The sequence below is a fragment of the Micromonospora sp. WMMD712 genome (genome assembly GCF_029581295.1).
GTDB classification, from domain to species: Bacteria; Actinomycetota; Actinomycetes; order Mycobacteriales; family Micromonosporaceae; genus Micromonospora; species Micromonospora carbonacea.
The window spans coordinates 327781-351377 of sequence record NZ_CP120743.1 but is presented as its reverse complement, the minus strand read 5'-3'; the positions used below and the strand labels follow the sequence as shown (position 1 = coordinate 351377).

Annotated in this window: 18 protein-coding genes; 8 read left to right on the top strand and 10 right to left on the bottom strand. The window is 75.0% G+C overall.

Features of this window, described 5'->3' with window-relative positions; all coding sequences use genetic code 11:
• Nucleotides 1-103: 103 nt before the first annotated feature.
• Both O7633_RS01405 and O7633_RS01400 read right to left on the bottom strand, forming a co-directional pair.
• Nucleotides 104-1351 carry an RNA polymerase sigma factor gene (locus tag O7633_RS01405; RefSeq protein WP_282325527.1) on the bottom strand — a complete coding sequence of 416 codons (1248 nt, stop codon included), beginning with the start codon at nucleotides 1349-1351 and terminating at the stop codon, nucleotides 104-106.
• Between the two features lie 5 nt (nucleotides 1352-1356).
• Entirely contained in the window at nucleotides 1357-1707 is a 351-nt protein-coding gene (locus tag O7633_RS01400; RefSeq protein WP_074476191.1) for a YciI family protein, read from the bottom strand.
• Nucleotides 1708-1858: 151 nt separating this feature from the next.
• Between O7633_RS01400 and O7633_RS01395 the strand changes: the two genes are divergently transcribed.
• From O7633_RS01395 to O7633_RS01365, 7 genes are all read left to right on the top strand, one after another.
• On the top strand, nucleotides 1859-2317 hold the full coding sequence (locus O7633_RS01395) for a metalloregulator ArsR/SmtB family transcription factor (protein WP_282325525.1): 459 nt from the start codon (nucleotides 1859-1861) through the stop codon (nucleotides 2315-2317).
• Nucleotides 2314-2961, top strand: coding sequence for an SRPBCC family protein (locus O7633_RS01390; RefSeq protein ID WP_282325524.1), 648 nt, complete (start codon nucleotides 2314-2316; stop codon nucleotides 2959-2961). The genes O7633_RS01395 and O7633_RS01390 overlap by 4 nt, the downstream gene beginning before the upstream one ends.
• 86 nt (nucleotides 2962-3047) lie before the next feature.
• On the top strand, nucleotides 3048-3599 hold the full coding sequence (locus tag O7633_RS01385; protein WP_282325522.1) for an NADAR family protein: 552 nt from the start codon (nucleotides 3048-3050) through the stop codon (nucleotides 3597-3599).
• A gap of 157 nt (nucleotides 3600-3756) precedes the next feature.
• The gene (locus tag O7633_RS01380; RefSeq protein ID WP_282325520.1) at nucleotides 3757-4272 is read left to right on the top strand and encodes an NUDIX domain-containing protein; all 516 of its coding nucleotides are present in this window, start codon (nucleotides 3757-3759) and stop codon (nucleotides 4270-4272) included.
• A gap of 220 nt (nucleotides 4273-4492) precedes the next feature.
• On the top strand, nucleotides 4493-5899 hold the full coding sequence (locus O7633_RS01375; protein WP_282325518.1) for a selenium-binding protein SBP56-related protein: 1407 nt from the start codon (nucleotides 4493-4495) through the stop codon (nucleotides 5897-5899).
• A complete protein-coding gene (locus tag O7633_RS01370; protein ID WP_282325516.1) occupies nucleotides 5896-6552 on the top strand; it encodes a hypothetical protein in 657 nt (218 codons plus the stop codon). The genes O7633_RS01375 and O7633_RS01370 overlap by 4 nt, the downstream gene beginning before the upstream one ends.
• 79 nt (nucleotides 6553-6631) lie before the next feature.
• Nucleotides 6632-7948, top strand: coding sequence for a molybdopterin-dependent oxidoreductase (locus O7633_RS01365; RefSeq protein WP_282325515.1), 1317 nt, complete (start codon nucleotides 6632-6634; stop codon nucleotides 7946-7948).
• Between the two features lie 125 nt (nucleotides 7949-8073).
• Here O7633_RS01365 and O7633_RS01360 read toward each other — a convergent pair whose 3' ends face one another.
• The 8 genes from O7633_RS01360 to O7633_RS01325 all read right to left on the bottom strand — a co-directional run bounded on the left by O7633_RS01360 (nucleotide 8074) and on the right by O7633_RS01325 (nucleotide 21498).
• Nucleotides 8074-9927, bottom strand: coding sequence for an ABC transporter ATP-binding protein (locus tag O7633_RS01360; RefSeq protein WP_282328716.1), 1854 nt, complete (start codon nucleotides 9925-9927; stop codon nucleotides 8074-8076).
• Between the two features lie 474 nt (nucleotides 9928-10401).
• Complete coding sequence (locus tag O7633_RS01355; RefSeq protein WP_282325514.1) at nucleotides 10402-12159, bottom strand: M28 family peptidase; 1758 nt, start codon at nucleotides 12157-12159, stop codon at nucleotides 10402-10404.
• Between the two features lie 219 nt (nucleotides 12160-12378).
• The gene (locus tag O7633_RS01350) at nucleotides 12379-14037 is read right to left on the bottom strand and encodes an FAD-binding dehydrogenase (protein ID WP_278134766.1); all 1659 of its coding nucleotides are present in this window, start codon (nucleotides 14035-14037) and stop codon (nucleotides 12379-12381) included.
• A gap of 9 nt (nucleotides 14038-14046) precedes the next feature.
• Entirely contained in the window at nucleotides 14047-16983 is a 2937-nt protein-coding gene (locus O7633_RS01345; protein ID WP_282328715.1) for a DUF5682 family protein, read from the bottom strand.
• 77 nt (nucleotides 16984-17060) lie between these two features.
• A complete protein-coding gene (locus tag O7633_RS01340; protein ID WP_074476200.1) occupies nucleotides 17061-18173 on the bottom strand; it encodes an AAA family ATPase in 1113 nt (370 codons plus the stop codon).
• 12 nt (nucleotides 18174-18185) lie between these two features.
• Nucleotides 18186-19532 carry a VWA domain-containing protein gene (locus tag O7633_RS01335; protein ID WP_282328714.1) on the bottom strand — a complete coding sequence of 449 codons (1347 nt, stop codon included), beginning with the start codon at nucleotides 19530-19532 and terminating at the stop codon, nucleotides 18186-18188.
• Between the two features lie 101 nt (nucleotides 19533-19633).
• The gene (locus O7633_RS01330; protein WP_282325511.1) at nucleotides 19634-21040 is read right to left on the bottom strand and encodes a hypothetical protein; all 1407 of its coding nucleotides are present in this window, start codon (nucleotides 21038-21040) and stop codon (nucleotides 19634-19636) included.
• Entirely contained in the window at nucleotides 21040-21498 is a 459-nt protein-coding gene (locus tag O7633_RS01325; protein WP_282328713.1) for a hypothetical protein, read from the bottom strand. Before O7633_RS01325 ends, O7633_RS01330 begins: the two co-directional genes overlap by 1 nt.
• A 356-nt stretch (nucleotides 21499-21854) precedes the next feature.
• Between O7633_RS01325 and pgi the strand changes: the two genes are divergently transcribed.
• A complete protein-coding gene (gene pgi, locus O7633_RS01320; protein WP_282325510.1) occupies nucleotides 21855-23492 on the top strand; it encodes a glucose-6-phosphate isomerase in 1638 nt (545 codons plus the stop codon).
• Nucleotides 23493-23597: the final 105 nt, after the last annotated feature.

Below are 23597 nucleotides of genomic sequence, written 5' to 3'. Positions count from 1 at the left end.
GTGGACGGGGCCCGCTCGGGGCGGGGAGGTGGTAGGGCGTCCTCGATCGGCTGCTGATTTCGGAGACGGTCGTCGGCGTGTCGGCTCACTTTTCGACAGACGATCACGGGGGTACGAGCGCCGCCAGGCGGCGGGCGAGGTGGGCGCGTTCGCGGGTGTTGGCGGTGTGGGCGATTGCTGTCTCGTACGCCTTCCGGGCCTCCCCTACGCAGGCCAGGCGGCGCAGCAGGTCGGCGCGGACGACGTGGTAGACGTGGTAACGGAGCAGCGGCGGGGCCGCGCCGCCCAGCTCGTCGACGGCGGCCAGCGCCTCGGCGGGGCCGCATACCTCCGCGAGGGCCACCGCCCGGTGCAGGGCGACGACGGGGCTGGGCGCGAGGGCGGCGAGGTGGTCGTACAACTGGAGGATCTGGACCCAGTCGGTGTCGGCGGCGCTGCGCGCGTCGCCGTGCACGGCGGCGATCGCGGCCTGGATCTGGTAGGGGCCGGGGCGGGCGCGGCGCAGGCAGTGGCGCACGAGGGCGTGCCCCTCGGCGACGAGGGCGTGGTCCCAGCGGCTGCGGTCCTGCTCCGCCAGCGGGACCAGTTCGCCGTCGGGGGACGTGCGGGCGGGGCGGCGGGACTCGGTGAGCAGCATCAGGGCGAGCAGGCCGAGCGTCTCGGGCTCGTCGGGCATCAGCTCGACCAGCAGCCGGCCGAGCCGGATCGCCTCGGCGCACAGGTCGTCGCGGACGAGGTGCTTCCCGGCGCTGGCGGTGTGCCCCTCGGTGAAGATCAGGTAGACCACGGCGAGCACCGCGCGGAGCCGGTCGGGCAGGTCCGCGTCGCGGGGGATGCGGTACGGGATGCCGGCGTCACGGATCTTGGCCTTGGCCCGGACCAGGCGCTGGGCCATGGTGGCCTCGGGCACCAGGAAGGCGCGGGCGATCTCGGCGGTGCTCAGCCCGCCGAGCAGCCGCAGGGTCAGCGCGACCCGCGCGGCCGGGGCGAGCGCCGGGTGGCAGCAGGTGAAGAGGAGCCGGAGCCGGTCGTCGCGCACGGGCCCCTCCTCGGGCGGTTCGGCGGGGGCGTACAGCAGGGCCGCCTCGGCGTGCCGCCGCTCCCGCGTCGCCTCCCGGCGGAGCCGGTCGACGGCCCGGTTGCGCGCGGTGGTGATGATCCAGCCGTCGGGGCTGGGCGGCGGGCCGTCGACCGGCCAGCGCCGCACCGCCTCGACGTACGCCTCCTGGACCGCCTCCTCGGCGAGGTCGATGTCGCCGAGGAGGCGGATCAGCACCGCGACGGCGCGACCGTGGCCGGCCCGGAAGGCACGCTCGACGTCGGTGGACTCGACGCCGGTGAGCCCGGGCACGCCGGTCAGGATCCGCCCACGAAGGGACGGACCTCGACCGGCAGGGTGGTGGCCCGCGCGTAGCGGCGGCCCCAGTCGAGGGCGGCGTCGAGGTCCGGCACCGACACGATCGTGATCCCGCCGAGGTATTCCTTGCCCTCGGCGTACGGACCGTCGGTCACCAGCGTCTCGTCGCCGTCGGCACGCAGCACGGTGGCCGTCTCCGGCGCGTGCAGGCCCTGACCGAAGACCCAGGAGCCGGCCTCCACCAACTCGTGGTGGATGGCCTCGACCTCACGCATCACCCCGGCGAGGAACTCCGGTTCCGGCTGCCCCGTGCCGGCCGGATGGTAGATGCTGATCAGGTACTGGCCCATGGTGTCCTCCTCGGTCGCGGCCGGCGCGGCGCCGGCCGCCCCTCTCCACCCTTCACCCTCCACACGAACGGGGCCGCCCGGGATCGACACGCCACCCGAGGATTCTTTGACATTTTCGGCTTATATAAGGCGGGTCTGATATAAAGGCGGGGTGCATGCCTTCGACGTGCTGGGCGATCCCGTGCGCCGGCGGATCCTCGAACTGCTCGCCGAGGGCGAGCGGAGCGCCGGGTCCGTCTGCGAGGTGATCCAGGCCGAGTTCCGCATCTCCCAGCCGGCCGTGTCCCAGCACCTGCGGGTGCTGCGCGACAGCGGCTTCGCCACGGTGCGCCCCCAGGGGGCCCGCCGGCTGTACGCGGTCGACCCGGAGCCGCTGCGCGAGGTCGACGACTGGCTCGGCCACTTCCGCCGGTTCTGGACCCCGCCCCTGCACGCCCTGGCCACCGAGCTGGCCCGGGGCAGCCGGCAACGCCGGCTGGCGGCAGCACCCGAGCAGCCCGCACAGCGCGAGAAGGCCGCGCAGCGCGAGCAGCCTGCGCAGGCCGCACAGCCCGAGAAGGCCGCACAGCCCGAGAAATCCGAGAGTTCCGCGAAGAGGAGACCAGAATGATCGACGCTACGCACCAGATCAGCGCCGTGGAGCGTCGGGTGGGCAGCCGCGTGCTCCCCGCCGGGCAGGCCCGCGTCATGACCATCAGCCAGACGTACGACGCGCCGATCGAGGACGTCTGGGACGCCTGCACCAACGCCGAGCGCATCCCGCGCTGGTTCCTGCCGATCAGCGGCGAGCTGCGGCTGCACGGCCGGTACCAGTTCGAGGGCAACGCGGGCGGCGAGGTGCAGCGCTGCGACCCGCCGGAGAGCTTCGCCGCCACCTGGGAGATGGGCGACCAGGTGAGCTGGATCGAGGTGCGGCTGTCCCCGGAGCCCGGCGGCCGGACCCGGTTCACGCTGGAGCACGTCGCGCAGGTCGACGACGCGATCTGGGACCAGTTCGGGCCGGGGGCGGTCGGGGTCGGCTGGGACATGGGGCTGGTCGGGCTGGCCACCTACCTGCACGCCGGGGACGGCGCCGACGACGATCCCGCCGCGCGGGGCGCCGAGTGGGCGGCATCGGCCGAGGGGCGGGAGTTCCTGGTGACCGCCAGCCGGCTCTGGGGCGAGGCGAGCGCGGCGGCCGGCACCGATCCGGCCGAGGCCGCCGCGGCGGCACAGCGGACCACGGAGGCGTACACGGGGGCGTCGGCCGGCTGACCGCGAGGGGCCGCAGGCCGGCCGGAGCGGGCCGGCGACGGGTAATCCGGTGGCCCGGTGTCGGGGTCCTCGGCAGACTGTCGGCCATGTCGCCCCGCTCCGTCGCCGACCTGGTCGCCCTGCACGAGTCCGACGCCCGCGTGCGCTACCTGCACTTCTGGGGGCACCGCCCCCGGCCGGACGGCACGGCCGGGGCGGGCTGCCTGAGCCAGTGGTGGCCCGCGCCGTTCACGGTGGACGGCCGGGTCTTCGCCACCGCCGAGCACTGGATGATGTGGCACAAGGCCACCCTGTTCGGCGACCACGACACGGCGGCGCGCGTCCTCACCGCCGGGCACCCGCAGCGGGCCAAGGCCCTCGGGCGCATGGTCCGCGGTTTCGACGACGCCACCTGGGCGGCCCACCGGTACGACATCGTGGTGGCCGGCAGCGTCGCGAAGTTCGCCGCGCACGACGACCTGCGCGCGTTCCTGCTCGGCACCGGCGAGCGGGTGCTGGTCGAGGCGAGCCCCGTGGACCGGGTGTGGGGCATCGGCCTGGCCGCCGGCGACCCCGACGCGCAGGACCCGGCCCGCTGGCGCGGCGACAACCTGCTCGGCTTCGCCCTGATGGCCGCCCGCGCCGCCCTGCGCCCCTGACCCGCGCCACACCTGACCGGCGCTGCCCCGCGCCCCGACCCGTGCCGCCCCTGACCGGCCGCGCCCCACGCCGCACCTGGCCCGCCCCCGGCCCGCTCCCCCGCCCGGCGTACCACCCGGGCCGGAGGCGCGTGGGCGAGGCGGTAACGTGCCGGGCGTGACCGGCGCACCGTACTCCCACTGTTCCTACTGCGGCGCGGGCTACCCGGCGGCGGCCGACTGGCCCCGGGTGTGCGCGGCCTGCGGCCAGACCGTGTGGCGCAATCCGACGCCCGTGGCGGTGGCGGTGCTGCCGGTGCGCACCGACGCCGGCCTCGGCGTGGTCGTGGTCCGCCGGGACATCGAGCCGGCGCGCGGGCTGCTCGCGCTGCCCGGCGGCTTCATCGAGTACGGCGAGGCGTGGCAGGAGGCCCTCGTACGGGAGCTGCGCGAGGAGACGGGGCTGGTGGCGTCCGCCGACGACGCGCAGCTGTTCGCGGTGCACGGGGCACCGGCCGGCGGCACGATGATGGTCTTCGGGACGCTGCCGGAGCGGGCGGCCGGGCTGCTGCCGGCGTCGACGCCGACGGAGGAGGCCACCGAGTGGCTGGTGGTCACCGAGCCGGTGGAGCTGGCGTTCTCCACGCACACCCGGGTGCTGGCCGACTTCTTCGCCGCCCACCGGACTGCCTGACGGGCCGCCGGCCACCGGGCTGCCTGACGGGCCTGCGGACATCGGCTGCCCGACGGGCCTGCGGCCACCGGCCCGCTGTCGCCGGCCGCCTCCTGAGGGGTGGGACGACCACGTCGGCACACTACCCACATAACCTATCGGGTTAGTAGGCTGCTCTCGCTCGCCGGCCGCCCCGGCGTGCCCGCACCTGGAGCCGCCCACCACCCGACCCGGAGACCCGATGACCCGCTGGACCCCCGACCCGTCGTTCTACCCGTCGCCCCGGCAGGCGGCCCTGGCCCCCGCCGAGAAGCTGGCGTACGTCGCCGCGTTCGACCGCGCCGCCGAGCGGCCCGACGCCCTCGCCGTGCTCGACACCGACCCCGACTCCCCCGAGTACGGGCGGGTGGTCGGCTGGACCGACCTGCCGCACACCGGCGACGAGCTGCACCACTTCGGCTGGAACGCGTGCAGCAGCGCGCTCTGCCCCACCGCGCCGCACCCGCACGTCGAGCGCCGCTACCTGATCGTCCCCGGGCTGCGCTCGTCGCGGGTGCACGTGTACGACACCAAGCCCGACCCGCGCGCGCCGAAGCTGGTCAAGGTGATCGAGCCCGGGGAACTGGCCGAGCGGGCCGGGTACTCCCGCCCGCACACCGTGCACTGCGGGCCCGACGGAATCTACCTGTCCGCGCTCGGCGGGGCCGGCGACGCCGACGGCCCCGGCGGCATCGCGATCCTCGACCACACCACCTTCGACGTACGCGGGGCGTGGGAGGCCGACCGGGGCCCGCAGCACCTCGCGTACGACTTCTGGTGGCACCTCAACCACGACGTGCTGGTGACCAGCGAGTGGGGCACCCCGTCGATGATCGAGGACGGGATCGTCGGCGAACTGCTGCTCGGCCGCCGGTACGGGCACGCGATCCATTTCTGGGACCTGGCCAAACGGCGGCACGTGCAACGGGTCGACCTCGGCGACGCGTACCAGATGCCCCTGGAGCTGCGCCCGGCCCACGACCCGACGCAGACGTACGGCTTCGTCGGCGTGGTGATCAGCGTCGAGGACCTGTCGGCCTCGATCTGGCTGTGGCACCGCGACGGCGAGGAGTGGGCCGTGACCAAGGTGATCGACATCCCCGCCGAGCCGGCCGACCCGGCGGACCTGCCCGACCTGCTCAAGCCGTTCGGGGCCGTGCCGCCGCTGGTCACCGACATCGACCTGTCCGTGGACGACCGGTTCCTCTACGTCTCCTGCTGGGGCACCGGCGAGCTGCGCCAGTACGACGTCGGCGACCCGTTCCACCCGGTGCTGACCGGCTCGGTGCGCCTCGGCGGCATCGTGCGGCGCACCCCCCACCCCGGCTTCCCCGACGAGCCCCTGGCCGGCGGCCCGCAGATGGTGGAGATCAGCCGCGACGGCCGCCGGGTGTACGTGTCGAACTCGCTCTACGGCTCCTGGGACGACCAGTTCTATCCCGACGGGGTGGGCGCGTGGCTGGCCAAGCTGGACGTCGACACCGAGGCGGGCGGCCTCACCCCGGACGCCCGGTTCTTCCCACGCGGCGAGGAGTTCCGGGGGCTGCGGGTGCACCAGACCCGGTTGCAGGGCGGCGACGCGTCCTCCGACTCGTACTGCTTCCCGTGACCACGGCGACCTGGCTGACCCTGGCCGGGCTCGGCGCGTTCCACGGCTTGAATCCGGCGATGGGCTGGCTGTTCGCGGTGGCCCGCGGGTTGCAGGAGCGCAGCCGGCGGGTGCTGCTGGCGGCGCTGCCGCCGATCGCGCTCGGCCACCTCGCCTCCGTCGGTGTGGTGGCCGCTCTGGTCACGGCGACCCGGTCGGTCGCGGCGAGCACCGCCGTGGCGGTCACCGGCGGCGTGCTGCTGGTCGGGTTCGGGCTGTGGCGGCTGCTGTCGCGCCGGCACTTCCGCTGGGCCGGGATGCGGCTGTCGAACGCGCAGCTCGCCGGCTGGTCGTTCCTGATGTCGTCGGCGCACGGGGCGGGGCTGATGCTGCTGCCGGTGCTGCTCGCCGGGCCGGTCGCCGGTGGCGGGCACGCCGGGCACCTGACGGCGGCCGGGGCGCTTCCGGGGCAGGCCGCTGTCGGGGCGCTGCCCGGGCTGGCCGCCGCCGGGGTGCACACGGTGGCGATGTTCGGCGTCGCGCTGGCCGCCGCCGTGGCCGTGTACGAGGTGCTCGGCGTCGGCGTGCTGCGCCGGGCGTGGTTCAACGTGGACCGGTTGTGGGCGGGGGTGCTGGTGGCCGCCGGGTTGGTGACTCTGGTCGCGGCGACCTGAGGGCGGCGCGGCGGTGCCCGCCGGCACGAACTCCTACTGATTCAATAGGAGTTTGTGCCGCCGTGCCGGAGGAGACCCGATGCCGCACTCCCTGTCGTACGACGAGGCCGACCACGACGCCCGGCGGGCCCGCCAGTGGCTCGCCGGGCGGGCCCGGGGCGAGGGGTTCGCCCGCCCGCGCCTGCTCGAACTCGGCACGGCGATGACCGCCCTCGCCGCGGCCGAGCGCGAGCCGGTCGCCGTCGCGCCCCGACCGGTCGGCGCCGCCGGACCCGGCTCCCGCCCCGCCGCGCACGCGGGCGGCGGCCCGGCCGGCATCGTCAAGCCGCTGCCGCCGGGGCTGTTCGACCGGCACGACACCAACGCCGAGATGCGCTGGGAGGCGATGGCCGGGCAGGGGTACGTCGTGCCGACCGACCGGTTCTTCGTCCGCAACCACACCCGCACGCCCCGGATCGACGCCGGCACGTGGCGGCTGCGCCTGTTCGGCGACGGCCTGCGCGGCGCGCCCACCCGGGACCGGCCCGTCGAGTTCGGCTACGACGACCTGCGCGGGCTGCCCGCCGAACGGGTCACCGCGCTCGTCGAGTGCGCCGGCAACGGCCGCCGGTTCTTCGCCGGGCAGCAGGGCCGGCCGACGCCCGGGGTGGCGTGGGGGCTCGGCGGCGTCGGCGTGGCGCACTGGCGGGGCGTACGCCTGGCGGAGGTGTTGCGCCGGGCCGGGCTGACCGGCGGGGCCGTCGACGTGATGCCGGAGGGCCTGGACCCGGAGTACGTCACGGGCGGCGTGAACCTGGGCCGGGTCCGCCGCCCCCTGCCGGTCGGCAAGGCCCTCGACGACGTGCTGCTGGCGTACGAGATGAACGGCGAGCCGTTGCCGGCCGACCACGGCCACCCGGTGCGCGTGGTGGTGCCCGGCTGGATCGGCATCTCCTCGATCAAGTGGGTCGGCCCGGTCGAGGTCTCCGCCACCGCCCTGTTCTCGCCGTGGAACACGCAGCTCTACCGCATGTTCGGCCCCGGCTACCCGGCCGGCGGCGCGACGCTGGGCGCGCAGTCGGTGAAGAGCGCCTTCGAGCTGCCCTGGGACGCGCGCGTGCCGGCCGGCGCGGAGGTGCTGCTGCGCGGCCGGTCCTGGTCGGGGGCGGGCCCGATCCGGTCGGTGCAGGTGCACACCGGCGACGGCGGCTGGCGACCGGCCGAACTGGTCGACGCCGACGCGGGCGGCCCGTGGCAGCGCTGGACGGCACGCTGGCGGCCGGCGGGGCCCGGCCCGGTGACGCTGCGCGCGCGGGCCACCGACGCCACCGGCGTCGGCCAGCCGGCGCGTGCCCGGCACAACGACCTCGGGTACCTCTTCGACGGCGTCGTCCGGCACCCGGTGACGGTCTGCTGACTCCGCCCCGCCGACGGTCCCGGCGCGGCGCAACGCGCCTACGGTGCCGGGGCGGCGACCCCAGCATCGGCGGGGCCACGCCCCGGCGTCGGCGGTCTACACGCGCCGGCGCCGGGGGGCGGCGGTCAGGGCGGCGGGGCGGCGCCCTCGGTGTCGGCGACGTAGCCGCTGGCCTGGAGGCGGAACAGCTCCCGGTAGAGGCCGTCGGCGGCGACCAGCTCGTCGTGGGTGCCCTGCTGCACGAGCCGGCCCCGTTCCATCACGAAGATCTGGTCGGCGTGCCGGACGTTGGCCAGCCGGTGGGTGATCAGCACGACCGCCCGGTCCGGCCGCCGCCGCAGGTGCTGGAACAGGGCGTGCTCCGCGCGGGCGTCGAGCGCCGCCGACGGCTCGTCGCAGATCAGCAGCGGGGCGTCCCGGTAGAGGCCACGGGCGGCGACGAGGCGCTGCCACTGGCCGCCGGAGAGGTCGTGGCCGTCCTTGAACTCACGGTCGAGCAGCGTGTCGTACCCGAAGGGCAGGCCGACGATCATCTCGTGCGCGGCGGCGGCCCGGGCGGCGTCCTCCATGGTGGGACCCCGCTGCCCGGCGGCCCGGTCGTGCCGGCCCACCCGGATGTTCTGCCCGGCGGTGAACGGGAACTTCCACCAGTCCTGGGTGAGCACGGCGACCTGCGCGCCGGCCTGGCGCGGATCGAGCTGGGTCGTGTCGACCCCGTCCCAGTGGATCGTGCCGCCGGTGGGCCGGTACAGGCCGGCGATCAGCTTCGCCAGGGTCGTCTTGCCGGAGCCGTTCTCGCCGACGAGCGCGACCACCTGCCCCCGGCGTACGGTCAGGCTGACCTCGTCCACCGCCGGGCGGTCGGTGTCCGGGTACCGCAGGCTCACCCGGTCCAGCGTGATGACGTCGAACCCGTCGGTCGGCCGGTCGCCCCCGGCGGCGGTCCGGCTGACCGCGCGGTCCAGGAAGTCCCGGTAGTCCTGGTAGTAGAGGGCGTCCTCGTAGAGCGAGTTGGTGGCGAACACGGCGACGCCGAGGCTGGATCGGGCGGACTGGAGGGCGATCAGCGCCGTCGCGGCGGCGGCGAGGGCCACCATGCCGGCCAGCAGCAGGCCGGCGAGCACGGCGTACACGCCGAAGGTGGCCAGGCCGGCGGTGGTGGTGCCGAGCACCCTGGTCCGGGTCTGCGCGCGGACCAGGCGCAGGTGGGCCCGCGTCTCGGTGGCCATCATCTTGCGGTATTCGCCGAGCAGGAAGTCGCGCATCTGGTACGCCCGGATCTCGGCGGCGGTGTGCCGGTTGGCCATCAGGTTGGCCAACATCCACATCCGGCGACGCCGGTTGATCCGGGCCAGCATCTCCAGGTACTGCCGGCGGGCCATCTTCACGGCCGTCGCGGCCTCGGGCACGGCCGCCAGCAGCAGGCAGGGCAGCAGCAGCGGCTGGATCACGGTGACCGCCGCGGCGGTGGCGAGCACCCCGACCACTCCGGTGATCAGGTTGACGGTGTGGTCGACGATGAACGCCGCCTCCGTCACCCCGCGGTCGCGGGCCCGGTCCATCTCCTCGGCGAACCCGGCGTCGTCGAACGCGGCGAGGTCGACGGCCGTGGTCGCCTCGAACAGCCGTAGCTCGACCTGGTAGTTGATCTGGGGGGTGAGGCGGGCCTGCGCCCAGCCGGCCGCGATGGTCAGCGCCCCCTTGGCCGTCACGGCCGCCGCCGCCAGGGCCAGGGCCGGCAGCGCCGCCCGGATCCGGTCCGGCGTCGGGCCCGCCGCGAACAGCTCGCGCAGCACGCCGGTGGTGGCCAGCAGGCCGAGGGTGGTCATCACCCCGGCGGCCACGTTGAGCCCGATGGAGGCGGCCGTGTCCCGGCGGCTGGTCGCCCAGGCCAGGGCGACCGCCTCGCGGACCAGCCGGGGCAGCCGGCGGGCCACCGCCCAGAAGGTGGTGTGGGCGAACTCGGTCGCGTGGTGCATCCACGCGCGGTCCTCCAACTCGGGCAGCACCGACGCGTCGCCGTCGGCGGCCGCGCCTCCCGGCGACCCGGCACCGCCCGACGCTGCGCTGGCGGAGTTGGTGGCCTCGGCGGGGCTGGTGGCCTCGGCGGGGCTGGTGGCCTCGGCGGAGCTGGTGGCCTCGGCGGGGCTGATGGCCTCGGCGGGGCTGATGGCCTCGGCGGGGCTGGCGGCGTCGGGCGACCGGCGTTGGCGGACGGCTCTCTTCACGGGCCCCTCCAGGCAGGCGCGGGCCGCGACCGGCGGCACACCGACAACCATCGAGGAGCCTACTGTGCGCGACGGCCCGAAGTCAGCGCGTCATCGGCGTGTCGAACACGTGTCGCAACCGAGCCCGGGCGCGGCCCGGCGCGGGGCGGCTTCGCGCCGCCCCGCGCCGGTGAGAAGGGAACCCTGCTATACCGCAGGCGTTAACAAGGGGCCCTTCCTTGCACCTCAGCTGGCGGTGAGGGTGACGTCGTCAACGACGAAGCTCGTCTGCAACGACGCGTCCTCCACGCCGGTGAACGTCAGGGTGACGGTCTGCCCGGCGTAGGCGGCGACGTCGAAGGTGCGCTGGACGTAGCCGGTGGCCTTGTTCAGGTTCGAGTACGTCGCCAGGGTGGTGCCGCCGACGGCGACGGTGAGCTTGTCGTACTGCCTGGTCGAGGTGGTCTCGGCGGTGTCGATGTGCAGCCAGAACGACAGCGTGTAGGTGGCGCAGCCGGCCGGGACGGCCAGCGACTGCGACAGCGTCTGCGTGCGGCTGGCGCCGTAGCCGCCGAGCCACGCCTTGTAGGAGCCGGCGTGCGCGGCCTGGCTGGCCGAGTTGGTGATCACGCCCGACGAGGCGGTCCAGACGGTGGCGCCGCTCTCGAAGCCGGAGTTGCCGACCAGTTGGCCGCCGGCGCAGCCGCCCGTGCCGGTCACGGTGACGCTGTAGGTGGCCGTGCGGGTCGCCGAACCGGTGCCGGTGACCGTGACGGTGTAGGTGCCGGTGGCGGCCGACGCGGAGGCGGCGATCGTCATGGTGGACGAGCCGCCGGAGGTCACCGACGACGGGCTGAACGAGACGGTCACCCCGCTGGGCGCGCCGCTGGCGGACAGGGCGACGGTCTGGGCGCTGCCGGAGGTGGTGGCGGTGGAGACCGTGGCGGTGGTGGACGCGCCCCGGGCGACGCTGCCGGCCGTCGGGCTCACCGCGACGGAGAAGTCGTTGGTCGGGGTGCCGCCGCCGACGGCCTGGTCCCAGATCGCGTACGCGACGCCGTCGGCGCTGCGGTCGAGGCCGGTGGCGTTGATGTTGCTGGTGGTGTCGCAGGACCGGTGGTAGCAGGGGTCGTAGGAGGCGTTGGCGGTGCCGCCCCACTTGGCGGCCTGGGCGCTGGTCTTGCGGGCGCTGGCCCCCATCGCGTAGCCGGAGGTGGGGATGCCGCCCTGCTGGAAGGAGTAGTCGTCGGAGCGGCCCTGGCCCTCGACGTTCTCCTCCGGCGACAGGCCGAGGGAGTCCCAGTACGCCTTCAGCGGCGCGGCCGTGGTCGAGGTGACCCGGTTGATGAAGTAGCCGCCGTTGGTCGAGGCCACCATGTCGAAGTTGTAGTACCCCTTGATGTAGCCCTTCTGGGCGGTGCTGAGCGAGTTGACGTAGAACTTGGAGCCCTGCAGGCCCTGCTCCTCGCCGTTCCACCAGGCGAACCGGACCCGCTTGGTCAGGCTCGGGTTCTGCTGGGCCAGCACGAGGGCGTTCTCCAGCAGCACGGACGAGCCGGAGGCGTTGTCGTTGATGCCGGGGCCGGCGGTGACGCCGTCGAGGTGCGCGCCGAACATGATGACCTGGTCGGCGGGGGCGCCGCCCGGCCACTCGGCGATCACGTTGTTGCCCGGGTAGGTGCAGTTGGTGCAGTTCTGCTCGGTGACCGTGTAGCCGGCGGCCTGGAGCTTGCTCTTGACGTAGTTGACGGAGGCCGTGTAGCCGGCGGAGCCGGAGCGGCGGTTGCCGCCGTTGCTGGTGGCGATGCTCTGGAACTGGCTCAGGTGGGCCTGGACGTTCGTCACGGAGATGTCCGGCGCGGCCAGCGCCGCGACGGCGGGGGCGGCGGCGGGGGCGGGGGCGGCCGGAGCCTGGGCGGCGGCGGCCGGCAGGGTCGCCGTCGACGTGGTCAACGCGAGGGCGGCGGCGAAGGCCAGGCCCGCGGTCACTGTGCTGCGTCTCATGGGTGCTCCTCGGTGCAGGTAGGGGGTGTCGTGCACCTGGGCGTGACCGGACCCCGCTCGCGAGGGTGGGGCGAGCGGGGTCCGGCGGCGTGGCGAGGGGGCGCCGCGACGTTCGTTCCAGGGAAGGAAACACTTACACGCGTCGATTCAGCGGTCAATATCCATCATTGGTCATACCGGTGAGCTGATCACCCCAGGTCGGGGCGGGCACCGGCGGCGTCAGCGCGTGGCGGCGGCGGCCGCCCGGCCCGCCTGCCGGCCCGAGAAGAGGCAGCCGCCGAGGAAGGTGCCCTCCAGCGAGTTGTAGCCGTGCATGCCCCCGCCGCCGAAGCCGGCCACCTCGCCGGCCGCGTACACGCCGGGCAACGGCTGCCCGTCGGGGCGCAGCACCCGCCCGTCCAGGTCGGTGTGCAGGCCGCCGAGGGTCTTGCGGGTCAGGATGTTGAGCCGCACCGCGATGAGCGGCCCCGCCGCCGGGTCCAGCAGCCGGTGCGGCGGGGCCACCCGGATCAGCCGGTCCCCCCGGTACGCCCGCGCGCCCCGGATCGCCGTGACCTGGGCGTCCTTGCCGAACGGGTGGGCGATCGCGCGGTCGCGGGCCTCGACGGTCCGCCGCACCTGGGCGGCGTCCAGGGTCGGGCCGCCGTCGGGGGCGACGAGGTCGTTCATCCCGGCCACCAGGGCCTCCAGGGTGTCGGCGACGACGAAGTCCGCGCCCCGCTCCAGGAACGCCGCCACCGGGGCCGGGGTGCCGGCGCGGGCCCGCTCGATCACCTGCCGGACGCTACGGTTGGTCAGGTCCGGGTTCTGCTCGGAGCCGGAGAGGGCGAACTCCTTGGCGACGATCCTCCTGGTAAGCACGAACCAGCTGTGGTCGTGGCCGGTGGCGCGCAGGTGGCGCAGCGTGGCGAGGGTGTCGAAGCCGGGGAACAGCGGCGCGGGCAGCCGCCTGCCGGTGGCGTCCAGCCACAGCGACGACGGCCCGGGCAGAATCCGGATGCCGTGCTGCGGCCAGATCGGGTCCCAGTTGCGCAGCCCCTCGACGTAGTGCCACATCCGGTCCGGGTTGATCACCTGCCCGCCGGCGGCCTCGGTGATGCCGAGCATCCGCCCGTCGACGTGGGCGGGCACGCCGGAGACCATCCGCTTCGGCGGGTCGCCGAGCCGCGCCGGCCAGGCCGCCCGCACCAGGTCGTGATCGCCGCCGATGCCGCCCGAGGTGACGACCACGGCCTGCGCCGCGTAGGCGAACTCGCCCACCTCGACCCGGGAGCTGGACGCCCCGCGCGGGACGTCGCTGGGCTCCAGCACCGCCCCGCGTACGCCGGTGACCGCCCCGCCGGTGGTGACCAGGCCGTCGACCCGGTGCCGGAAGCGCAGCCGCACCCGGCCGGCGTCCACCGCGGCGGCCAGCCGGCGGGCGAACGGCTCGACCACGCCGGGGCCGGTGCCCCAGGTGACGTGGAACCGGGGCACCGAGTTGCCGTGCCCGTCCGCCGCGCCGCCGCCCCGCTCGGCCCAGCCGACGACGGGGAAGAACCGGTGCCCCATGGACCGCAGCCAGGAGCGCTTCTCCCCGGCGGCGAAGTGCACGTACGCCTCGGCCCACCGGCGCGGCCAGTGGTCCTCCGGACGGTCGAACGCCGCGCTGCCCAGCCAGTCCTGCCAGGCCAGCTCCACCGAGTCGCGCACCCCCATGCGCCGCTGCTCGGGCGAGTCGACCAGGAACAACCCGCCGAACGACCACCACGCCTGGCCGCCGAGGTTCTGCTCAGGCTCCTGGTCGAGCAGCAGCACCGTCCGGCCCGCGTCGGCGGCCTCGGTGGCGGCGACCAGACCGGCCAGGCCGGCCCCGACGACGATCACATCCGCATCCATGCCGGAACCCTACGGACCCGGCGGCGCTGCCCGCCATGTAGGCGGCACGAGCAGGGCCGCGAGCGCGTCGGCGGTCGCCGGGTGCGCGGTGAGCAGCCCTGCGGCCTCGACGGCGACCGCCGAACCGGTGCCGCCCGGACCAGGGCCGCCCGACCCGATGCCGCCCGGACCGGAGACGGCCGGACCGGTTCCGGCCGAGCCGAGGGCCCAGTCGCCGGCGCAGCCGAGCAGGTCCGCCACGGCGTCGCAGGTCGCCGGGTGGCCCGCCAGCAGATCGGCCACCGGGCCGGCCACGGCGGCCACCGGCTGCGCCGCCGACCCCGGTCCCCGGGTCGGCACCGCCCCGCCGGCCGGCCGGTGCGTCCACGGGGGCACCCAGGCGTCCAGGGCGGGCAGGGCCGCCGGGAACGTGCGGCCGGCCTCCCGGACCAGGGTCGGCACCAGCTCGCCGGCCTGCGCGCGCAGCGTGGTGATCAACGTCGGCAGCCAGGGCAGCAGCACCGGGTCGGGCAGCCGGGCGAACGCGGTGGACATCACCTCCACCACGAACGGCGTCAGCCCGGGCACCGGCTCCAGGGCCTGCACGAACCCGCTGAGGTACTGCGGGAAGGCCGGCACCACCAGCGGGTTGGCCAGCAGTTCGGTGCTGCGGGCGCGCAGCTGCGCCAGCGGCAGCAGGCCGAGGTGGTGCTGGGCGGCCCAGTGCAGCGCCACCCGGGCCGGCGCCTCCGGCCGGGACTGGCGCACGGCCAGTTCGAGCTGCGTACGGTCGCAGCCGAGGGACAGCGCGAGGCTCTCCATGCCGAACAGGAAGCCGAGCATCGCGCCCACCTGCCGCACCCCGGTCTCGGCGTCGACGAACGCGCTGGGCAGCAGGGTGCAGTAGTGGGCGTACCCGGTGGTGACGAATGCGGCGCACCAGGGCGGCAGGGTCGGCTCGGTGGCCCGGTAGTGGGCCAGCAGCCGGCGGATGCGGCGCAGCACCTCGGGGGCCTCGTCGACGGTGCGCTCGGCCGCGAGCAGCTCCACCGCCCGGGCGCCCAGCTCGTCGACGAGCCGGCGGCCGTCGAGCAGCAGGAGCGCGTCCTCGACGGCTTCGAGGGCGACGGCGGCGGTGGCCCGGGGCCCCCACGCCCGGCGGCGCAGCCGCTGTTCGAGCACCTGCTCGATGGTGACGCCCTCGTAGCCCAGCTCGATCAGGGCGCGCTGGTGGCGGCCGAGGGCCAGGTCCCAGCTCTCCTGCGTCGACCGTTCCCCGAGCCGGCGCTCCCCCATGATCGGACGGACGGCGTCGTGGGGCAGCAGGTGCCGCAGCCGCCACAGCAGGTCCGAGCAGCCGGCCACGGCCGGGTCGGCGGTCAGGTCCAGCAGGGCCCGCTGGATGGTGCGCTTGTCCAGGTCGAGCCCGAGCGGGGCGAGCCGGTCGAGCACGTCGCGGGCCAGCGGCGGCAGGGCGTCGTAGCCGACCTGGCCGATCCGGTCGCCGCCGAGCAGGATCTCGCAGAGCCGGCGCACGTCGCGCCGGCCCGGGACCACGTCCTTCTCGATGCAGGTCACGGCCGCGTCGGCGAAGTCGTACGGGGTGGGGCGGGCCCGGTTGCGCAGCCCGGCGAGCAGGATCGACGTCTCGAACACGGCGATCGCGTCGGCGGTGCTGGCCAGGTAGCCGTTGCGGCGGGCCAGCCGGACGATGTCCACGCACCAGCCACGCAGCTCCGCCTCGTCGAGGTCGTCGAGGACCGGGGGCCGGGCCAGGAAGTCCGACAGCCGGTCGGTGACCCGCCCGTCGGCGGCCTCGGCCGGGGCGGCCCGGCGGGCCCGGCCCTTCGCCGGCCTGCCGCCGGCCTGCCCGGCCAGCCGGAACGGGGCCACCCCCGAGCGGGACACCGCCTTGGCCCAGGTGGCCGCCGCGACGGAGACCGAGCCGGGCGCCAGCCCGAACTGCGCCTCGATGGCGGAGTGGCTGGACGGGATCAGCCCGTACAGCCAGCGGGTGGCGGTGCGCGGGCTGATCTCGTACGGCGCGGCGTCGGGCCCGGTGCCGAACTGTTCGACGGGGCTCGCGGCGTGGAACGCGCCGCAGACGTAGAGGCAGTCGGCCGGGTCGACACCGGAGGCGGCGAGGTGCTGCCGCATCCGGGTCCACATGTAGCGCTCGCGTTCGACGTCGCGGTCGAGGCGGTCGGCGTCGGCCGGGCGCAGCCGCCGGAACAGGCTGCCGATGAGGACCATCACCTGCCGGTACGTCTCGTGGTCGGCGGCGACGAGGGGCTGCTCGACGTACTGGTCCCACCACTCCGACCAGTGCCGGACCTTGCCGTGGTGCAGCAGGTAGGACTCCAGCTCGGCGAAGCGAGGCCGCAGGTCGCCGATCTCCACGCCGACGGCGTCGCCGTGCAGCGCGGCCTCCTCCTCGGCCGCCGCCGGTGCGTCGGAGGAGGACGGGGCCGGACCCTCGGCCGGGTCGCGGGGCGCCCACTGGAAGACGTGGTCGACCGAGCGGTCCACCAGCACCAGCTCCACGCCGGGGGTCTCCAGCGCGTACGCGATGGCCTGGTATTCCGCCGACGCCTCGGTGATCGGGGCGACGACGCTGAGCGGGGCCCACTCGGCGGGGAACCCGTCGAGTTTCGACGCGAACGCCTGCACGGCCACGGGCAGGCGGCAGTTGCGCAGCTCCCCCAGCAGGGGTTGCAGGTCCTCGCACAGCTCCAGGTAGACGACCTTCGGTCGCTTGGCGCGCAGCCGGCGCGCCATGGCCAGGGCGGAGGCCGGCGAGTGGTGGCAGACCGGGAAGATCTCCAGCCGCTCGCCGAGTGCCCGGTCGACGTCGTCGATCATCCCGGTGAGGATCTCGGCGAGCGCGCCGGGGCTGCCGGCGAAGGCCGCGGCGGCGTCGGTGAGCTGGTCGCGCAGCGCGCCGAACGCCCCGGGGCCACCGGGCACCCGCGCGGGGGTCGGCGCGACGACGCCGGGCGGGTGCACCCCGGGGCCCGCACCCGGCGGGGTGGTCGTCGGGCCGGTCACGACAGGGTGGCGATCGTCTGGCGGCCGCCGTCGAGGAAGCCCTCCCACGGGCCGCCGTCGGCCTTGGCCCGGGGCTCCACCACGCCGTGCAGGTATTTGTTGAGGATCGCCAGGTCCTCCGGGGTGCGCCGGGCCAGCGAGCCGACCAGCGAGCCGGCGAGGGTCTCGGCACGCAGGACGCGGTCGCCGAAGAACTGGCTGTGCAGGATGGCGTCCTCCAGGACGCCGATCTGCTCGGCGGTGGACAGCGCCGACTCCAGCTTCTCGTCGTCGCTCGTGGCCGACGCGGCGGCGGCCCGCAGGTCGGCGAAGCTCTGCAACAGGATGTCCAGCAGGGTGGGCGGGACGTCCAGCTCGATGCGGTGCCGGCGCAGCAGCTCCTCGGTGCGGAACCGGACGATCTCCGCCTCGCTGCGCTTGTTGGTCACCACGGGGATGCGGACGAAGTTGAACCGCCGCTTCAGCGCCGAGGAGAGGTCGTTGACGCCCCGGTCGCGGCTGTTGGCGGTGGCGATGATGGAGAAGCCGGGCCTGGCGAAGACGATGTTGTCGGCGTCCAGCTCGGGGATGGCGACGTACTTCTCGGACAGGATGGAGATCAGGGCGTCCTGCACGTCGCTGGTGGAGCGGGTCAGCTCCTCGAAGCGGCCGATGACGCCCTGCTCCATCGCGGTCATGATGGGCGACGGGATCATCGACTCGCGGGACTGCCCCCGGGCGATGACCATCGAGACGTTCCACGAGTATTTGATGTGGTCCTCGGTGGTGCCGGCGGTGCCCTGCACCACGAGGGTGGAGTTGCCGCAGATCGCGGCGGCGAGCAGCTCGGCGAGCCAGCTCTTGCCGGTGCCCGGGTCGCCGATGAGCAGCAGGCCCCGGTCGGAGGCGAGGGTGACGATCGCGCGTTCGACGAAGCTGCGGTCGCCGAACCACTTCTGGGCGACCTCCCGGTCGAGCCCGTCGGCCCGCTCGGAGCCGAGGACGAACAGCCGCACCATCCGGGGGCTCAGCCGCCACGAGAACGGCTTCGGGTCGGTGTCGACCGACTCCAGCCAGGCCAGCTCCTCGGCGAACGTGACCTCGGCGGGGGCGCGCAACATCTCGGACATGTCAGGGGTCTCCTAGGTGAGGAAGTTCTTCAGCTCGAAGACGAGCTTGCGGATGTGGCCGGAGACGACCGGGGTGCCCAGGTCCTTGAAGCGCTGCCGGAACCAGGGGTTGACGATCTGGCTGCCGGAGCTGTTGACCGAGCCGACGGGGATGAACTTCACCCCGGAGCGGTGCACCGCCTCAATGCCGTCGAACAGCGGCTGGGAGCGGTCGAACTCGTAGAAGTCGGAGATCCAGACCAGCACCGTGTTGCGCGGCTCGGTGATCTTCGGCCGGGCCATGGCCATCGCCACCGGGCCGTCGTTGCCGCCGCCGAGCTTGGTGCGCAGCAGCACCTCGAACGGGTCGTGCACCCACGGGGTCAGGTCCAGCGCCCGGGTGTCGTACGCGATGAGGTGCACGTCGACCTTGGGCAGGCCGGCGAAGATGGACGCCAGGATCGTGCAGTTGACCATCGAGTCGACCATCGAACCGGACTGGTCGACGACCACGATCAGCCGGGCCGGGCTGGTGCGCCGGGCGGTCTGCCGGTAGAAGAGCCGGTCGACGTAGAGGCGCTGGTCCTCCGGGCTCCAGTTGGTGAGGTTCTTCCAGATCGTGCGGTCCAGGTCGAGGTTGCGGAACACCCGCTTCGGCGGCACCGACCGGTCGATCGCGCCGACGCTGGTCTGCTCGACCTGGGTGCGCAGCACCTCGGCGACCTCGTCGACGTAGCGGCGGATGAGCGCCTTGGCGTTGGCCAGCGCCGCCCCGGACAGGTTCGACTTGTCGCGCAGCAGCTGCTCGATCAGCGACATGCTCGGGGTGAGCTTCGCGGCCAGCTTCGGGTCGGCGAGGACCTCGCGCAGGTGCATCCGGCGCACCAGGTCGCCCTCCAGCCCCGCGAGCACCCCGCCGAGGCCGCCGTTCGGCCCGTCGCCGGCCTGCCGGCGCAGCTCGCCGGCCTCGCAGCCCAGGGCCCGCTCGAACCAGCCGGCGTCGGACTGCCACCGGGCGAGCTGGGTGGCGCTGACGCTGCCGCCGCCGGTGGCGAACACGTTGAGCAGCAGCTTCGACACCAGCGCGGCCCGGCGCACCTCCGCGCCGCCGGCCGGCTCAGCCGCCGCCGTTGGCTCGGTGGCCGCAGGCTGCTCGGCCTCGGGCGGGGTGAGCAGGCCGGTCAGCTCCCCGGCCAGGTCGGGGAAGCGCTGCACGACGGTGTCGACGGAGACCGCCGGGTCCAGCAGCGCGGCCGGCAGGCCGAGGTCGTCGACGACGGCGACGCTCGCCGCCTCCAGCGCCGGCTGCTCCTCGGGGTCGAACAGCCGGGCCAGCAGCCGCCAGTAGAGCACCTGCCGGCGGTTGGCATCGGCGTTCACGGGCGGGCCCGCAGCGGCGTCGGTCCCGGGAGCGGGCTGGCCCACAGCGGCGTCGCCGGACCCCGGAACGGGCGGGCCCTGCGGGGTGTCGGGGGTCGTGGTCATCGGCGCAGCAGCCGTCCCGCGCGTTCCCGCAGCACGGCGACGGAGTCGCCGGCCTTCGCCTCGGCCTTGGCGACCTTCGCGTCGGTGGGGCCCTGCGCCCAGTCGCCGGTGTGCGCGACGACGGTGGCCCGCTTGACGGTGCTCTGCACGGCCAGCGGCTGCACCGTCCACCGGCCGGCGTCCCAGCGCAGCAGGCCCAGGCAGGCCGTCGAGGCGGCGACCAGGGCGGGGGTGAGCGGGCCGCAGGTCGGCAGCCGGTCGACGTCGACCGCGACGCTCACCCCGTCGACGGTGAACCGGACGTCGTCGCCGGTGGCGTCGACCGCGTAGCCCTCCAGCAGCACCGGCTCGGCGACGGCCACGGGGTGCCGGTCCAGCGGCGGCGTCGGCGCGGACGCCGCGGCGGGCAGCAGCACCCGGGCGGTGGCGAACGGGTCGGCCGGCTCACCGACCCGGGCCTGCCCGTCGCGCCACCACAGGTCGCCGCCGGTCAGCGGCAGGTCGGTCACCTCCAGGGCGCGGCGGCCGGCCAGCGCGGCCAGCAGGACCGGGTGGTCGGCGAGCAGCCGCCACAGCGCCGGGCCGACGATCGTGTCGACCTTCGTCGCGGCGACGGCGGTGCGGACCAGCCGCGGCGGGGTCCCGCCGGACGGTTCGAGGACGGCGTGCACCTGCGCCTGGACGGCGGTGGCGTGCTCGTGCACGTCGACGCCGAGCACCAGCAGCCGGCCGGAGACGCGCTCGGTGGCGGCCGGGTCGGCCACCCGGGCGTCGTCCTGGGCGAGCAGCACGGCGCGGGCCCACAGGTCGGCCCACCGCCGGGCCGGCACCGCCGGCATGGTGGCCACCGGGCAGGACGCGGCCAGCTCGCCGGCCAGGCCGTCGAGGAGCACGGCGAGCCGGCGCAGCGGCGCGACGGCGAGACTCGCCTCGATCGGCCGGGCCCCGGCCGCCGCCAGGTCGTGACCGACCCCGCGCCAGCCGGTGATGGCCAGCTCGGTCAGCCAGGACCGGGCGGCGGGCAGCGGGGCGGCGGCCCCGGCCGGCAACGGCCCGGCCGGCGGGGCGGGCAGCGCGGCGCGCTCCCGGCCGAGCGCGGCGTCGGCGGCGGCGAGCAGGGCGTCGTGGGCCGCGCCGAGCAGGGCGGTGCGCGCCCCGGCCAGGGCGGCGAGGTGCTCGTCGGCGGGCGCGCCGGCGGTGACCTGCGCTACCGCCTCGGCGACCCGGCCGCCCAGCGGGGTGACGGCCAGGGCGGCGGCGAGGTCGCCGAGCGCGGCGAGCTGCGCCTCGCCCGGGCGGGCCAGGCCGGTGACCAGGGCGTCGTCGAGGCCGGCGACCACGTCGAGGGCCGCGTCGACGCCGGCCGGCGCGTCGGCCAGCGCGCTGAGCTGGGCCCCCCGCATCAGCGGCCCGCCCCGGTCGCCGGGAACCAGTGCAGCTCGGGCAGCGGCCCGTCGGCCGCCGGCAGCTCCAGGTAGGCCAGGTGGCGCAGGAACCGGCTGAACACGACCGCCGCCGGGGTGGGCTCGTGGTGGCCGTGCAGCGCCCCGAGCAGATCGCCGCCGGTCTGCGCCCCGTCGGGGACGTCGACGCGCAGGTAGCGCCCGACGCGGGCGACGCCGTATTGCAGGACGGCCTCGTCGAGCAGCGCGTGCAGGTGCTTGCAGGGCGCGCCGCGCAGACCGCCGCAGGGCCGGTTGTTGTTGGTGGAGCAGTGGTAGGCGTGGCTGCCGGCGGCGACCGAGGAGACGTAGACCCGCTCGATGTCGGAGCCGCTGGACACCACGCCCTGCAACCGGCCGTCCGCCAGCTCGACGAAGGGGACCTTCGCCAGCTTGCGGGGGCGCACCGCGGGCAGCACCGGCGCGAGGCTGCGCCGCTCCCACGGTGCGTGCTGCGTCTGCGGCACTGCGACCTCCGTACCCGGTGCGCCCGAGGGCGCGCCGACTGGGGCGCCGGCGGTGGGCCGGCGCACGACGACAGGGGGATGGCGGAGCACGGTGGCCCGCCGGAACCGGGCCCCGCAGCGCCCGTCCTGGGAAAGATCATGCCCCGGGGGTACGACAGGTTCGCCTCCGGGCCGGACGGGCGGTGGCGGACCGCGCGCCGGGGGTGCGCCACGTCCCGGCTGGTGGCAGTCTGGCCCGGGCGGCCGGGCACACGCAGTACGGTTACGGCCGCGCAACGGTTGTGAGCAGGTGCGGGAGGAGAGCCGTAATGGCCGAGGAGATCACCACCACCGACGAGTGGCGGGCGCTGGCGGCGCACGCGGAGAAGCTGCGGGACGCGCACCTGCGTGACCTGTTCGCCGCCGACCCGGACCGCGGTGAGCGGCTGGCCGGCGAGCTGGCGGACCTGCACGTCGACTACAGCAAGAACCTGGTCACCGACGAGACGTTGGCCCTGCTCGCCGCCCTGGCGGGGCGGGCCCGGCTGACCGACCGGATCGCGGCCATGTTCGCCGGGGCGCACATCAACACCACGGAGGACCGGGCGGTGCTGCACACGGCGCTACGCGCCCCGGCGGGCGCGGCGCTGACCGTGGACGGCCGCGACGTGGTGGCCGACGTGCACGCGGTGCTGGACCGGATGGCGGCGTTCGCCGACCGGGTCCGCTCCGGCGAGTGGGTCGGGCACACCGGCGAGCGCATCCGCACGGTGGTCAACATCGGCATCGGCGGCTCCGACCTGGGGCCGGTGATGGCGTACGAGGCGCTGCGGGCGTACCGGGACGCGGGGATCTCCTGCCGGTTCGTCTCCAACATCGACCCGACGGACATCGCCGAGGCGACGGCCGACCTGGACCCGGCGAGCACCCTGTTCGTGGTGGTGTCGAAGACGTTCTCCACCCAGGAGACGCTGGCCAACGCGGGGCAGGCCCGCGACTGGCTGCTCGCCGGCCTGGGCGGCGACGCCTCGGCGGTGGCCCGGCACTTCGTCGCGGTGAGCACCAACGAGCAGCGGGTGCGCGACTTCGGCATCGACCCGGCGAACATGTTCGGCTTCTGGGACTGGGTGGGCGGGCGCTACTCGCTGCCCTCGGCCGTCGGGCTGTCGGTGATGCTGGCGGTCGGGCCGGCGCGCTTCCGGGAGCTGCTGGCCGGCTACCACGCCGTCGACGAGCACTTTCGCACCACGCCGGTGGAGCGCAACGTGCCGGCGCTGCTCGGGCTGCTCAACGTCTGGTACACCAACTTCCTGGGCGCGCAGACCCACGCGGTGCTGCCGTACTCGCAGTACCTGCACCGGTTCCCGGCGTACCTGCAGCAGCTCACGATGGAGAGCAACGGCAAGTCGGTGACGCTGGACGGCACCCGCGTGTCGTACGACACCGGGGAGATCTTCTGGGGCGAGCCCGGCACCAACGGTCAGCACGCCTTCTACCAGCTCATCCACCAGGGCACCCGGCTGGTGCCGGCGGACTTCATCGGGTTCAGCCGGCCCCGGCACGACCTGGGCGACATGCACGACCTGTTCATGTCGAACTTCTTCGCGCAGACCGCGGCGCTGGCGTTCGGGCGCACCCGGGAGCAGGTGGAGGCCGAGGGCACCCCGGCGGAGCTGGCGGAGCACAAGGTGATGCCGGGCAACCACCCGACCACCTCGATCGTCGCCGCCGAGCTGACCCCGGCCGTGCTCGGCCAGCTCATCGCGCTCTACGAGCACATCGTGTTCACCGGGGGCGCGATCTGGGACATCAACCCGTTCGACCAGTGGGGGGTGGAGCTGGGCAAGGTGATGGCCAACCAGCTCGCGCCGCTGCTCACCGGCGACGAGGCCGACCTGTCCGGCCTGGACTCGTCGACCCGCGCCCTGATCGCCCGCTACCGGGCGCAGCGGCACGCCACCGACTGACCGGTCCGCGGTTCTCCGGAACCGGCCGACGCCCCCGCGGCGTCGGCCGGTTCTTTCTTTCGAGGCGGCACGGGTCGCCGGTGACTTTTGTCACCGCGGGCCGTG

What these genes read in the sequence shown, in the direction of transcription:
- O7633_RS01340 (WP_074476200.1), bottom strand. Translation starts at nt 18,173, where the DNA reads ATGTCCGAGATGTTGCGCGCCCCCGCCGAGGTCACGTTCGCCGAGGAG.
- O7633_RS01330 (WP_282325511.1), bottom strand. Translation starts at nt 21,040, where the DNA reads ATGCGGGGGGCCCAGCTCAGCGCGCTGGCCGACGCGCCGGCCGGCGTC.
- O7633_RS01375 (WP_282325518.1), top strand. Translation starts at nt 4,493, where the DNA reads ATGACCCGCTGGACCCCCGACCCGTCGTTCTACCCGTCGCCCCGGCAG.
- O7633_RS01355 (WP_282325514.1), bottom strand. Translation starts at nt 12,159, where the DNA reads ATGAGACGCAGCACAGTGACCGCGGGCCTGGCCTTCGCCGCCGCCCTC.
- O7633_RS01385 (WP_282325522.1), top strand. Translation starts at nt 3,048, where the DNA reads ATGTCGCCCCGCTCCGTCGCCGACCTGGTCGCCCTGCACGAGTCCGAC.
- O7633_RS01400 (WP_074476191.1), bottom strand. Translation starts at nt 1,707, where the DNA reads ATGGGCCAGTACCTGATCAGCATCTACCATCCGGCCGGCACGGGGCAG.
- O7633_RS01360 (WP_282328716.1), bottom strand. Translation starts at nt 9,927, where the DNA reads ATGCACCACGCGACCGAGTTCGCCCACACCACCTTCTGGGCGGTGGCC.
- O7633_RS01365 (WP_282325515.1), top strand. Translation starts at nt 6,632, where the DNA reads ATGCCGCACTCCCTGTCGTACGACGAGGCCGACCACGACGCCCGGCGG.
- pgi (WP_282325510.1), top strand. Translation starts at nt 21,855, where the DNA reads ATGGCCGAGGAGATCACCACCACCGACGAGTGGCGGGCGCTGGCGGCG.
- O7633_RS01350 (WP_278134766.1), bottom strand. Translation starts at nt 14,037, where the DNA reads ATGGATGCGGATGTGATCGTCGTCGGGGCCGGCCTGGCCGGTCTGGTC.
- O7633_RS01390 (WP_282325524.1), top strand. Translation starts at nt 2,314, where the DNA reads ATGATCGACGCTACGCACCAGATCAGCGCCGTGGAGCGTCGGGTGGGC.